9 protein-coding genes are annotated in these 13346 nt (G+C 70.0%); 8 read left to right on the top strand and 1 reads right to left on the bottom strand.

Annotation, left to right across the window (positions count from 1 at the left end; all coding sequences use genetic code 11):
- Positions 1–134 precede the first annotated feature (134 nt).
- The 8 genes from ACFPLC_RS43925 to ACFPLC_RS43890 all read left to right on the top strand — a co-directional run bounded on the left by ACFPLC_RS43925 (position 135) and on the right by ACFPLC_RS43890 (position 12898).
- Positions 135–1643 (top strand): sodium:solute symporter family protein, encoded by a 1509-nt coding sequence (locus ACFPLC_RS43925; RefSeq protein WP_378204660.1) that lies wholly within the window; start codon positions 135–137, stop codon positions 1641–1643.
- Positions 1644–1694: 51 nt separating this feature from the next.
- The gene (locus ACFPLC_RS43920; RefSeq protein ID WP_378204663.1) at positions 1695–2630 is read left to right on the top strand and encodes a 5-dehydro-4-deoxyglucarate dehydratase; all 936 of its coding nucleotides are present in this window, start codon (positions 1695–1697) and stop codon (positions 2628–2630) included.
- Entirely contained in the window at positions 2630–3886 is a 1257-nt protein-coding gene (locus ACFPLC_RS43915) for a glucarate dehydratase family protein (protein WP_378204665.1), read from the top strand. The genes ACFPLC_RS43920 and ACFPLC_RS43915 overlap by 1 nt, the downstream gene beginning before the upstream one ends.
- 4 nt (positions 3887–3890) lie before the next feature.
- A complete protein-coding gene (locus ACFPLC_RS43910; RefSeq protein ID WP_378204668.1) occupies positions 3891–5018 on the top strand; it encodes an alpha-amylase family protein in 1128 nt (375 codons plus the stop codon).
- Positions 5019–5033: 15 nt separating this feature from the next.
- The gene (locus ACFPLC_RS43905; RefSeq protein ID WP_378204671.1) at positions 5034–6488 is read left to right on the top strand and encodes an aldehyde dehydrogenase (NADP(+)); all 1455 of its coding nucleotides are present in this window, start codon (positions 5034–5036) and stop codon (positions 6486–6488) included.
- A 258-nt stretch (positions 6489–6746) separates the two neighbouring features.
- On the top strand, positions 6747–9125 hold the full coding sequence (locus tag ACFPLC_RS43900; protein WP_378204674.1) for a polysaccharide lyase 8 family protein: 2379 nt from the start codon (positions 6747–6749) through the stop codon (positions 9123–9125).
- Between the two features lie 362 nt (positions 9126–9487).
- Positions 9488–12694, top strand: coding sequence for an RHS repeat-associated core domain-containing protein (locus ACFPLC_RS43895; RefSeq protein ID WP_378204676.1), 3207 nt, complete (start codon positions 9488–9490; stop codon positions 12692–12694).
- 27 nt (positions 12695–12721) lie between these two features.
- Positions 12722–12898 (top strand): hypothetical protein, encoded by a 177-nt coding sequence (locus ACFPLC_RS43890; protein WP_378204679.1) that lies wholly within the window; start codon positions 12722–12724, stop codon positions 12896–12898.
- 253 nt (positions 12899–13151) lie between these two features.
- Here the strand turns inward: ACFPLC_RS43890 and ACFPLC_RS43885 are convergent, their stop codons facing one another.
- Positions 13152–13274: a ribosomal protein bL36 gene (locus ACFPLC_RS43885; protein ID WP_378192219.1), complete on the bottom strand. Its 123-nt coding sequence runs from the start codon at positions 13272–13274 to the stop codon at positions 13152–13154.
- Positions 13275–13346: the final 72 nt, after the last annotated feature.

Here is a 13346-nt window from a genome sequence, read left to right as displayed (position 1 = left end):
CGTTGACTTGTGACCCCGGCCATATTAGCGTCCCGAACAACGTTCTTATGGATGAACATAATCACTATAACAGACTCCGTTCATAGATGTGAACAGTTGGACCGCATCGACGTGGACGCGGAAGGGAGCCTGCGGTGCACGCACTCGACTGGACGATGATCTGCGCGTACTTCGCGCTGATGATCGTGATCGGCTGGTGGTCGCACAAGAGAATCAGCGACGTGAAGGACTTCTTCACCGCCGGCGGGCGGATGCCGTGGTGGCTGGCCGGCATCTCGCACCACATGTCCGGCTACAGCGCCGTGCTCTTCGTCGCGTACGCGGGCGTGGCCTACACCAGCGGCGTCACCGTGTACTTCTGGGGCTTCGCCAGCATCGGTATCGGCGTGGGCATCGGCAGCTGGCTGTTCGCCGCCCGCTGGAACCGGCTGCGCTCGAAGCTCGGCGTCGCCTCGCCGCTGGAGTACCTGGCCAAGCGCTACAACGTGCCGACGCAGCAGGCGCTCGCCTGGAGCGGCAGCCTGCTGAAGATCTTCGACATCGCGGCCAAGTGGTTCGCCGTCGCCACGCTGCTGCACGTCTTCGCCGGGCTGGACTACAACCTCGGCATCCTGATCACGGGCGCGGTCACCCTGGTCTACTGCACCATCGGCGGCCTGTGGGCCGACGCGCTCACCGACTTCGGCCAGTTCGTCATCCAGGCGATCGCCGCCGTCGTGATGATCGTCGTAGTGCTGGGCAAGCTGGGCGGGATCTCCGCGCTCTGGACGATGTGGGACAAGCTGCCCGAGGGTCACGTCGACCCGGTGACGTCGAAGTACACCACCATCTTCCTGCTCGTCTACGTGCTGGTGAAGACGCTGGAGTACAACGGAGGCATGTGGAACCTGGCGCAGCGGTACATGGCCGCGCCGAACACCCACGAGGCCAAGCGGGGTGCGCGGCTTTCGTCCGCGTTGTACCTGTTGTGGCCGCTGGTGCTGATGTTCCCGATGTTCGCGGCGCCGCTGCTCATCCCCGGCGTCAAGGACCCGACGCAGTCGTACGCGATCATGACCACGACGTTCCTGCCGCCGGGCCTGATCGGCCTGGTGCTGGCCGGGATCTTCTCGCACACGATGGCGATGGTCTCCTCCGACGCCAACGCGATCTCCGCGGTGATCACCCGGGACATGATCCCGGCGATGTTCCGCCGCACCCGGCAGTGGACCGACGTCCAGGGCCTCAAGGCCGCACGGATCACCACGGTGATCTTCGTCGCGCTCACCATGCTGGTGGCCACCCAGGCGCAGAATCTCGGCGGCGTGCTGCAGATCGTCGTCAACTGGGTCGCCGCGCTGATGGGCCCGATCTCGATCCCGCTGCTGCTGGGCATGCTGCCGTGGTTCCGCAAGTGCGGCCCGCGCGCCGCGCTGGTCTCCTGGGCGGGCGGCCTGATCGACTACGCGCTGGTGTACTACGTCTTCAAGGCGAACCAGACCGTGCTCGTCGCGACGCCGATCCTGGTTTCGCTCGCGCTCTACGTCGGCCTCGGGCTGCTCGCTCCCGAGCGCAGCGCGGCCGCCGACGAGATCGTCGACACCGTGAACACCGCCGACGACGACGTCGACCGGAAGCAGGAAGGCACGACCGTGCCCGCCTGACGCAGGCCTCACCCGGCCGAACCCGAAAAAGGACGAGAGAGCAGAAAACTGATGGCACAGAACGAGATCGAGCTGGACGGCCTGCTGGCGTTCCCCCTCACCCCGTTCACCGAGGACCTCGAGGTCAACCTCGACGCGCTCGCGGAGAACGTGGAGAGCCACATCGCGGCGGGCGCCGGTGCGCTGTTCGTCGCGTGCGGCACCGGCGAGTTCAGCTCGCTCTCGCCCGCCGAGGTCACCTCGGTGCTCACCCGGGCCCGGGAGGTGGCCGACGGCCGCGTCCCGGTCTGGGTGGGTGCCGGGGGCGGCGCGGCGTCGGCGCGGGCCGGCATCGCGGCGGCCCAGTCCGGGGGCGCGGACGGCGTCCTGCTGCTGCCGCCGTACCTGGTGACCGGCCCGTCGGCGGGCCTGGTCGATTTCGTGCGGTACGCCGTCGGGGACTCGTCCGTGCCGGTCATCGTCTACCACCGCGGCACCGGCGTGTTCACCGCGCCGGCCGCGGCGGCCCTGCTGGACATCCCGTCGGTCGTCGGCCTGAAGGACGGCTACGGCGACGTCGAGTGCATGACCCGGATCGTCACCACCATCCGGTCGCTGGACACCGAGCGGGCGCGGAAGTTCCTGTTCTTCAACGGGTTGCCGACCGCGGAAGTCTCCGCGAAGGCGTACGCCGCGGTCGGTGTCGCCCGGTATTCCTCGGCGGTGCACTGCTTCGCGCCGGAGATCGCCCACCGCTTCCACCGCGCGCTCGGCGAAGGCGACACGCGCGTGATGGACGCCCTGCTCACTGGGTTCTACCTGCCGCTGGTGGCGTTGCGGGACGAGACGCCCGGCTTCGCCGTCTCGCTGGTCAAGGCCGCCGCCCGGCTGCGCGGCGACAAGGTCGGCCCGGTCCGGCCGCCGCTGGTCGAGCCGACCCCGGAGCAGATCCACCGGCTGGAGAAGGTCGTGGAGGACGGCTTCGTGACGCTGAAGGGGCTCGGCTGATGCAGATCCTCGACGTGGTGCTGACCCCGGTCGCCTTCGCCGATCCGCCGCTGCTCAACGTCATGGGCGTGCACGAGCCGTTCGCGCTGCGCAGCGTCGTCCAGGTCAAGTGCGAGGACGGGATCGTCGGGCTCGGCGAGTCCTACGGCGACGAGGCCTTCCTCGGCGAGGTGCGCAAGGTGCTGCCGCGGCTGCGCGGCCACGACGTGTTCGACCTGCCCGGCCTGCAGCGGCTGGTCGCCGAAGCGCTGTCGGACACCGTGCTGACCGACGCGCACGGCCTGATCGGCGGGTTCTCCATCCGCAAGACGATCGCGAGCGTGTACTCGCTGTTCGAGGTCGCCTGCCTCGACGCGCAGGGCCACTTCCTCGGCCGTCCGGTGACCGACCTGCTCGGCGGCAAGGCCCGCGACGCCGTCGAGTTCTCCGCCTACCTGTTCTACAAGTACGGCAAGCACGTCGAGGGCCGCGAAGACTCCTGGGGCGAGATCACCACGCCCGAGGCGCTGGTCGGGTCGGCGAAGCGGATGTTCGACGAGTACGGCTTCCGTTCGATCAAGCTCAAGGGCGGGGTCTTCGAGCCCGCCCAGGAGGTCGACGGGGTTCGCGCGCTGGCCGAGGCGTTCCCCGGGCACCCGCTGCGGATCGACCCGAACGGCGCCTGGACGGTCGAGACGAGCATCCGGGTCGCGTCCGAATTGGACGGCGTCCTGGAGTACCTCGAGGACCCGACGCCGGGCATCGACGGCATGGCCCAGGTGGCCGCCGAAGCGTCCATGCCGCTCGCGACCAACATGTGCGTGGTCAACTTCGGCGACATCGAACCGGGCTTCCGGGCGCGGGCGATCGGCGTGCTGTTGTCCGACCACCACTTCTGGGGCGGGCTGCGGGCGACGCAGTCGTTGTCGGTGACGTGCGAGAGCTTCGGCGTCGGCCTGTCGATGCACTCCAACAGCCACCTCGGGATCAGCCTGGCCGCGATGGTGCAGGTCGCCGCGGCGACCCCGCACCTGACCTACGCGTGCGACACGCACTGGCCGTGGAAGGTCGAGGACGTCATCGAGCCGGGCGCGCTGGAGTTCCGCGACGGTGCCGTCGCGGTGCCCACGACCCCGGGGCTCGGGATCACCCTCGACGAGGACGCGCTGGCCCGGCTGCACGAAAACTACGTCCGATGTGGACTGAACAAGCGCGACGACGTGACGTACATGCGGAACTTCGTCGCCGGTTTCGAGCCGAACACGGCGAGGTGGTGAGCCGGTGAAGGTGACGGGATACGCCTACCCCTGGGACGTCCTGGAACCCGATTTCGTATCGCGGGTCCAGGCGCTCGGCGTCGACGAGGTGGCCGTGGCGCTGTCGTACCACAGCGCCCGCGCGGCGACGCCGTGGTCGCCGTCCCGGACGGCGGTCGTGGCGCGGCACGCGGCGTTCTACCGGCCGGTGGCCGACGGGTGGGGCGTCCTGCGTCCGTCCACTCCGGACTGGGTGCCCTCCGGTGACTCCGGGGGCGACGCCGTCCGGCTGCTCACCGAGGCCGGGATCCCGGCCGCCGCCTGGATCGTGCTGACCCACAACTCCCAGCTCGGCTACGAGCACCCGGACGTCGTGGTGCGCAACTGCTTCGGCGAGGCCTATCCGTGGGCGCTGTGCCCGTCGCAGCCCGCCGTGCGCGAGTACGCCACTGCCGTGGTGGCGAATTCGGTCGCCGGGCTGGAGCTGTCGTCGGTGATCCTCGAGGCCTGCGGGCCGCTCGGGGCGATCCACCAGCACCAGCACGAGAAGACCGACGGCGTGTGGGCGCCCGCGGTGGCACGGCTGCTGTCGATCTGCTGCTGCGAGGCCTGTGCCTCGGCGTGGGACATCGACCCGGACACCGTCCGGGCGCAGCTCGTCGAGGAGGTCCGGCGGCTGATCGCCACCGGTGATCTGGGGATCACCGGCGACCGGCTGCCGCCGGAGCTGACCCAGATGCTGCTGCGGGTCCGGCAGGACGCCACCGATGCCCTGCGGGCCGCGGTTTTGGCCACGCTGCCGCCGGGCACCCGGGTCGTGCTGCACGGCGCGCTCGACCCGTGGGTCACCGGCGCGCTGCCCGGGCTGACGCCGTCGGCACCCGAAGACGTCGATACGGTCGTATTGTTCGGGTGGGCCCCCGCCACGGGGGCCGAGGCCGTCGCCGCGGCCCGGGAGGCGTTGCCCGAACGGGTCGCGATCGCCAGCTACATCACGGCGGTCGCCGCCGCGCCGGTGCCGGACATCGCCGCCTACGTCGGCGAGCTGGCCAAGGCGGGTGCCGCCGAGCTGCACCTGTACCACCTCGGCCTGGCCGGTCCGGGTCGCTGGCCCGACCTGGAAACGGCCACCGCCGCCGCCCATGAGAACTGAGGAGCTGTTCCACCGATGAGCCAGGCCACCGACGCCGCCACGCTCGAGAAGATCCTGGCGGGAGCCGCCGAAGCCGCCCGTCCCGCCGCCGAGGCGACCCCGGCCGAACGTGCCGGCTGGCTGACCGCCGTCGCCGACGCCCTCGACGCCGCCGCGGGTGAACTGGTCCCGCTGGCGCACGCCGAGACGCACCTGCCCGAGTCGCCGCGGCTGGCCGGCGAGCTGAAGCGCACGACGTTCCAGCTGCGCCTGTTCGCCGAGGTGCTGTCCGACGGCGAGTACCTCGGTGCCACCGTCGACCACGCCGACCCGGACTGGCCGATGGGCCCGCGTCCCGACATCCGCCGCGTCAAGACCGCGATCGGACCGGTGCTCGTGTTCGCGGCCAGCAACTTCCCGTTCGCGTTCAGCGTCGCGGGCGGGGACACGGCGTCCGCGCTGGCCGCGGGCTGCCCGGTGGTCCTCAAGGCCCACCCCGGGCACCCGGAGCTGTCCGCGCAGACGGGCTCGATCGTGCGGGAGGCGCTGATCAAGGCGGGTGCCCCGGCCGCCCTGTTCAACGTGATCTTCGGCCAGGAGGAAGGTGTCACCGCGCTGAAGGACCCGCGGATCGCGGCGGCGTCCTTCACCGGCTCGATCCCCGGCGGGCGGGCGCTGTTCGACATCGCCGTGTCGCGGCCGCGGCCGATCCCGTTCTACGGCGAGCTGGGCAGCGTCAACCCGGTGGTGGTCACCGAGGCCGCGATCGCCGCGCGCGGGGAAGCCGTGGCCAAGGGCTACGCCGGGTCGTTCACGCTCGGGGCCGGGCAGTTCTGCACCAAGCCGGGCCTGCTGTTCCTGCCGGAGGACCACGGCCTGACCGACACACTGCGCGCCGCCCTCGACGGCGCGGCCGCCCAGCCGATGCTCAACGACCGCATTGCGTCCGGGTTCTCCGCCCAGCTTTCGAAGCTGCGTGAGGTTCCGGGCGTCGAGGTCGTGTCGTCGTCGGATTCGTCGTCGCCCGCGTTCACCCCGACGCTGCTGGCCACCACGGCCAAGCAGTTCCTCGAGGGTGGCGCCACGGTGCACGAGGAGTGCTTCGGGCCGGCGTCGCTGATCGTCACCTACGCCGACCAGGCGGAGCTGCTGCGCCTGCTGGAGGTGATCGAACCGGGACTCACCGCCACGATCCACGGTGAGGAGTCCGATGTGGACTGGCTGCGGCCGGTGCTGCCGTCGCTGGCCCGCATCGCCGGACGGCTGCTGTGGAACGACTGGCCCACCGGGGTCACGGTGAGCTGGGCCCAGCAGCACGGCGGCCCGTACCCGGCCACGACGGCCCCCACGACGACGTCGGTCGGCACCGCGGCGATCGAGCGGTTCCTGCGGCCGATCGCCTGGCAGGGCTTCCCGGACGCGTTGTTGCCCGAACCCCTGCAGGAGGCCAACCCCTGGCAGCTGCCCCGCCGCACCGACGGCTCCCGCTGAGGCGCTGACCCCGCGGGGGCGCCCCCCGGTTCCAGATTACCGCTCGGCACCGACAGTTTTCGCTGACCCGGCGCCCCGGACCCGCGGGGGCGCCCCCCGGTTCCACTTTATCGCTCGGCACCGACAATTCCGGGGCCGAGGACCCCGGGGGTCACCTATAAAGCCACTCCTGTAGGTGACCCCCGGACAACTGAATCCGCCGCCGCACAACCGAAATTCCCCCCGTAAGCCGAGGATGTCTTCCTGGGAGGCTTTGCCATGCCCGTGAACCGGAGAAATGCCCTGCGCGGTGGTGCCCTGGCGGCCGCCTCCACCGTGCTCCTGACCCGGCCCGCGTTCGCCGAAACCGCGACCGCAGCCGCGCCCGCGCCGAATGCCGCGAGTCCGGTGCCCGCCGCGACCGCGCCGATCGTCGCCGCGTACCGGCAGCTGCAGACCGGGATCAACCGGCCGTCGCCGGAACGCGCCGCGGCGCTGGCCAACCTGAGCCGCGTCGCCAAAGCCTACAACGCGAGCCTGTCCGTGGCCGGCGGCGGTACTCCACTGTGGACGGACCTGCCACTCGGCCCGGGCAGCGACTACACGACGTCGATGTACGCGCGGCTGCGCGCGATCGCCGTCGACTGGGGCACCCCCGGCGGTGCGCTGTCCGGTGACCCGGTCGTGCTCGACCGCATCAAGGCCGCCCTCGAGCTGATCTACGCCAGCCAGTACAACGAAAACGTCGGCGAAATCGGCAACTGGTATACCTACGAAATCGGCATCCCGTACTACCTGCTGCACACGCTGTCGGTGGTCGCCGACCAGCTCACCGCCGAGCAGCTCGCGCGCTACCTCAAGCCGGTCAAGCGGTTCGTCGGCAACCCGAACCTGCGCGCGAACAACGCCTCGGTCGTCGAAACCGGGGCCAACCGCGCGGACAAGGCGCTCATCTCGATCGTCTCGGGCGCGATGCTCGGCGACACGGCGTGGATCAAGACCGGCATCGACGCCCTCACCGACGTCGCGGGCGGCGGCGCGGCGAGCGTCGTCGCGAAGTTGGACCGCGCGGCGGGCGACGGCTTCCACGTCGACGGCTCGTTCATCCAGCACGACACCATCCCGTACCCCGGGCACTACGGCATCGTGCTGCTGACCGCGCTCGCCGGCGCCATCCACGTCACGCAGGGCACCGAGTACGCGCTCCCGCAGCCGCTGAAGGACAAGATCTACGCGCTGGTCGCGGACAGCTTCGCGCCCTTCGTCTACGCGGGCGCGCTGATGGAGCCGGTGCGCGGGCGGATGCTGTCGCGGCAGGGGGAGACCGGCCACGACATCGGCCACCAGCTCACCGTCGCGACGCTGGTGCTGGCCCGGACGGCGGCGGGCAAGACCAAGACCGACCTCAACGCCCTCGCCGCGAAGTGGATCAAGGAAGGCGGGTACGCGCCCTTCCTGAAGATCCCGGACCCGGAGCGGTTCGCGCCCGGCCCGGACCTGGTGGCGACGCCGGGCATCGAGTTCGCGCAGGACATGCTGGCGTCGGGGGCGCGCCCGGCCCGGGTCGAGGCGGCGCACCGCGTCTTCGGCCAGCAGGACCGGCTGGTGCACGTCACCACCGGCTGGTCGGCGTCCCTGGGCGTCAGCTCGACCCGGATTTCGCGCTACGAAGCCATCAACGGCCAGAACCTCAAGGGCTACCACGTCGGCGACGGCGTGCTGTACACGTTCCTGCCGAACGCCAAGGGCCACTACACCGACGCCTACTGGCCGACGGTCGACCCGCTGCTGCTGCCCGGCACGACCGAGCACGACGGCCCGGTCGACCCCAAGTTCGGCGGGGTGCCGGTGGGCCCGAACGCGCACACCGGCGGCGTCCGCTGGGACGCCCGGCACGGCGCGCACGCGTTCGACTTCAAGAACTGGGACGGCTCGCTGGTCGCCAAGAAGTCGTGGTTCTTCACCCCCGACGGGGTGGTCTGCCTCGGCGCCGGGATCACCAGCACGTCGTCCTCTGCGGTGCGCACGACGATCGAGAACCGCAACCTCGGCGAAGGCGGCGGAGGGACGCTGCTGGCCGACGGCCGGCGCGTGCCCACCGACCTCGGGAAAGCCTCCGCGTTGCGACGGCCGCGCTGGGCGCACCTGGAGAACGTCGGCGGGTACGTGCTGCTCGACGACGCCTCGGTGACCGCGCTGCGCGAAGACCGCACGGGCGCGTGGCGCGACATCGACACGGGCGCCAACACGAAGGGCACCACGACGCCGAACACGCGCCGGTACCAGAAGCTGGTCCTCGAACACGGCGTCGAGCCGACGGACGCGAAGTACGCGTACGCGGTGCTGCCGGGTGCTTCGGTGATCGACACGCTCACCGCGTCCTGGGCGTGGCAGGTGCTGGCGAACACCCCGGTGGTGCAGGCGATCCGGGCGGCCGGTGGCACGGTGCTGGCGAACTTCTTCGCGGCGGGCTCGGTCGGCGACCTCAGCGTGTCGGGCCCGGCGTCGGTGGCGATCGGGCGCTGCGGGGCCCGGACCCAGCTCGCGGTGTCGGATCCGACGCAGCTGCAGGACAGCGTCACGGTGACGGTCCGTGGCCGGGCCGTGGTGGTGCCGCTGAAGGGCACCTTCGGCGCGACGAAGGTGCTCGCGGTGTGAGCGGCCTCCCCGTCGGACCGGTGCCCCGACCCGGTCCGGCGGGGTCCCCAGCTCGGTTGGGCTGCAGGGCAAGACGTACGCGGTGCCAGAACTACCTGCTGGACCTGGCCGACATGCGGTTCACCCGCCTGAACGACGGAGTGCTGCGCTTCGGCGGCCGAGCCGGATCGCGACCAGGCGCCATCCGTCGTAAGCGGGACGCCGCTGAACGGCGTACAACGTGAAGTTCTTGTTAGGTCATTCGAGTGGTCGTGATTTTCCCAGCATGCCCCGGTCGATCATCCCCGGCTAGCGTGGCGAGGTCTGGCGGCGCCAGGCCGCCAGGGGTGGAGCCATCGGCTCCGAGGGGAGATTCACCTTATATGCAACGGAAATCGTTGCGGCACTTCGTGCTGCGCACGATCACGTTCCTTTCCGCGAGTACCTTGATCGCCGCGGTTCCGGCGACCGCGTCGGCCGCTCCGCGGTCCGGTCAGGGCGGTGTGCCGCTGCCGGTCTCGTGGACACCGCCCGAGCGGGTGAACCGCACGCCGACCGGGGTTCCGGCCGACCAGGTGGCCGTGAGACCGGCGCCGAGATCGGGTGCGTCGGTCCAGTCACTGGTGTGCGACACCACCCAGTCGGGCAGCCAGCCGTGGTTCGCGATGGACCGCTACGCGATCTCCGACCGCACCGAGTTGCTGGTCAACCGCTACAGCGGGAACGCGCTCATCACCGACCGGGCGCTGACGGTCAAGGGCACCGGCCTCAACATGTCGTTCGACGCCGTCTACAACAGCGCCAATCTCACCCGGGGCGGGGCGCTCGGGACATTCTGGACCGTGTCCGGCGGCCCGGACGTCAAGCTCATCATCTACCCCGACCCGGACAAGCGGATCGTGTACTACGACCCGACCGGGTACTGCGCGGAGTTCACGAAGAACGACGACGGCAGCTACACCGAGCCGGACGGCATGCACGTCACCTTGACCAAGCTGCCGGACGGCAAGTACTCCCTGTCCCAGGACTCCTCGGGGGAGACGAAGCTGTTCACCGGTGACGGACGCTTGTTCTCGGAGGCGGACCGCAACGGGCACACGATCACCTACCGGTACAACGCCACCGACGGCACCCTGGCCTCGATCACCGACACCCAGGGCCGGGTGACGACCGCCGCGTACACGGGCGGCCGCATCACCGCGGTGACCGACCCGACGGGACTGACGGCCGGGGGCTACGGCTACGACGGCAACGGTCACCTCACGAAGATCACCAACCGCAACGGCGACAGCATGAACTTCGGGCTGGACGCCAACGGCCGGATCACGACGCTGACCACCACGCTGGGCCGGGTGTACACGCTGTCCTACGACGCCGGTGGCCGCGTGACCCAGGTGACCGAGCCGAACTACGGCGGCGTCGCCAGTGTCACCGGCTACGCCTATGGTTCCAGCACCACGACCGTCACCGACCCCAACGGGCACAAGAGCACCTACACCTTCGACAGCGGCGGACGGCAGACCAAGGCCACCGACGCCCTCGGGCACTCCCGGGACCAGGCCTGGTCGGCCCACGGCGACGTGAATTCGCTGACCGACGCGACCGGCAACTCGGTGACCTACGACTACGACCCGCTCAACAACCTCAAGGGCGGCAAGCTGCCCACCGGCGCCGCCATGAGCGTCGGCTACACCGACACCGCGCACCCGCACCTGCCCACGCAGGTGGCGGACTTCTCCGGCAACAAGGTCAACAACAGCTACGACAAGGCCGGCAACGTCACCAACGTGCACTCCGACGCGTTGAACACCGACGTCGCGAAGTACACCTACACCACCGGCCTGGTCGCCACCGCCACCGACGGCAACGGGCACGTCACGAGCTACGGCTACGACACCGCAGGGAACCTCACCAAGGTCACCCCGCCGCTGCCGCTGAAACCGACCACCTACACCTACGACTCGCTCTCACGGGTCGCGACTGTGACCGACGGCAACGGCGTCAAACTGGTCTACGGCTACGACAAGCTCGACCACGTCGTCTCCGTCGCCAAGGCCGACGGCACCGGCCTCGCCGCCTACACCTACGACCCCACCGGCAACCGCATCACCGCCCGCTATCCCGGCGCCTCGTTCACCAACAGCTACGAGCGGCGCCTGCTGACCCGCGTCGTGCGTACCGCGGGCGGTGGCACCGGAACCGCGACCTATCACTACGACCGGGCCGGGAACGTCACCGCGGTCGACGACCCCACCGGCTGGATCTACTACGGCTACGACGCCGCCGACCGGCTGACCTCGGTCAAGGACCAGGCGAACGCGACCACCACGTACGGCTACGACAACGCCGACCACCGCACGTCGGCCACCCTGCCCGGTGGCAGCACGCAGACCATCGGCGTCGACAAGTCCGGCCGCCAGACGGGGATCACGGTCAAGAACTCCGCGGGCACGACGCTGCTCTCGGTCAGTTACCGCTACACCAAGCCGGACGGCACCGACACCGGCCAGATCCAGTCCCGCACCGACTCCACCGGCACCGCGGACAACAGCTACGACGGCTTCGGCCGCCTCACCAAGGCCGGCGCCCGCACCTACAGCTACGACAACGCCGGCAACATCACCTCCGGCGACGGGCGCACCTACACCGTCAACGACGCCGACCAGATGACCAAGATCGACAGCATCACAGTGGGCTACGACGGCGCAGGGAACCTGACCACCACCAACCCCGGCGGTGAAGCCCACTACAGCGACACCAACCAGCGGACCTCGGTCACGTCGAGTTCCGGCACGCTGTTCACCGCCGGCTACGACACGCTCGACCAGACCCAGCCAGCCTCGATCACCGAGCGGGTCGGGTCGAGCGATGTCACGCACGTTTTCACCCGCACGGCGTTGGGCATTTCCCGGACCGTGGACAACGGCGCGGGCACCACGTACGCCCACGACATCGACGGCAAGCTCACCGGGCTGGTCGATGCCGCGGGTAAGCACCACAACGCCATCACCGATTACCAGGGCAGCGTGATCGCCTTGGTGGACGATGCCGGGGCGGTGACCGCTGGTTACACGTACACGCCGTACGGGTTCAACACCGGCATCACCGGGGCGGCGGGCTCGGCCAACCGGCTGCGGTGGCTGGGTACCTACCAGCTGGCCAGCAGTGAATACTTGACCGGTTACCGGCACTACAACCCGGCCTACGCCCGGTTCACCCAGCCTGACCCGACCGGTCAGGAAGCGAATGCCTACGCCTACGGCAACGGCGACCCGATCAACAGCAGCGACCCGAACGGCGACTACAGCATGGGCGACCTCGGGCAGAACCTCGGTGGCCAGATCGGCGGCTATGTCGCCGGCGTCGTCACCGCTGCGGCCTGCGGCGCGACCGCGGGTGCCGGCTGCCTGGTCGCCGGGGTGGTGGGGGGTGCCTTGCTGGGCGCTGCCGGCGCCGGCATCGGCGCGGCTATCGGCGGCGCTCGCGGAGCTGATGTCGGCGACGCCCTCATCGACGGCGCGATCTCCGGCGCGACGAAGGGCTTCGCCGGCGGCGCGGTCGGCAAGGCCTTCCGCTTCCTGCGAAAGTAGGCAGGAACCGCATCCAGGAGAGGAAACGTGAGCAAGAACCAAAAGAACTGGATCATCGCCCTCACCTTGATCCCGGTGGCGGCAGTCGGCTTCTACTACACGCTCTCGGATCCTCCGACCTGGTGGGTGGGCATCCTGGCTGCGGTCGTCGGGCTTGCCCTCATGCTGCTGATGGCCTGGATCGCCGTCCGCCCCGAGAAGTAGCCTGAGGCCGCCGACCGGCCGCCGGCTCGGCGGGCTCGCCAACCGGCTCCGGTGGCTGGGTACTTACCAGCTGGCCAGCAGTGAATATCTGACCGGTTACCGGCACTACTTGACCCCGGTCGTCATCGTCGCCGTCATCGGTGTCGGCAGCGGTGTCGTGGGCCGCTTCCTCGGCCGGAGCCGAAAGGAAGGATGAGCACCACCTGGGCCCGGAACCTCGCGAGGTTCCGGGCCCAGGTGCGTCGCGTGCCGGTCAGCCCTGGCGGGCCTTCGAGCGCGGGTTGTCCTTGTTGATCACCACGACCTTCGTCCCCCGGCGGATGACCTGGGCACCCGGCTGGCGGGCGAGCGAGCGGAGCGAGCTGCGGACCTTCATGGTGAGCCGTCCTTCCTGCGGGACCGTCTTCCCCGCACTCGCTTCAACCGCTCACCCGTCGGTTTCATTCCG

The organism is Amycolatopsis plumensis (assembly GCF_042652605.1).
In the GTDB taxonomy this organism is placed as follows: Bacteria; Actinomycetota; Actinomycetes; order Mycobacteriales; family Pseudonocardiaceae; genus Amycolatopsis; species Amycolatopsis plumensis.
Note: the sequence above shows the minus strand (reverse complement) of the source record. Positions and strands in the feature narration are given on the sequence as shown.

Bases quoted from the DNA above. Each gene is read 5' to 3' on its own strand.
- ACFPLC_RS43895 (WP_378204676.1), top strand. From the start codon at position 9,488: ATGCAACGGAAATCGTTGCGGCACTTCGTGCTGCGCACGATCACGTTC.
- ACFPLC_RS43900 (WP_378204674.1), top strand. From the start codon at position 6,747: ATGCCCGTGAACCGGAGAAATGCCCTGCGCGGTGGTGCCCTGGCGGCC.
- ACFPLC_RS43920 (WP_378204663.1), top strand. From the start codon at position 1,695: ATGGCACAGAACGAGATCGAGCTGGACGGCCTGCTGGCGTTCCCCCTC.
- ACFPLC_RS43915 (WP_378204665.1), top strand. From the start codon at position 2,630: ATGCAGATCCTCGACGTGGTGCTGACCCCGGTCGCCTTCGCCGATCCG.
- ACFPLC_RS43885 (WP_378192219.1), bottom strand. From the start codon at position 13,274: ATGAAGGTCCGCAGCTCGCTCCGCTCGCTCGCCCGCCAGCCGGGTGCC.
- ACFPLC_RS43905 (WP_378204671.1), top strand. From the start codon at position 5,034: ATGAGCCAGGCCACCGACGCCGCCACGCTCGAGAAGATCCTGGCGGGA.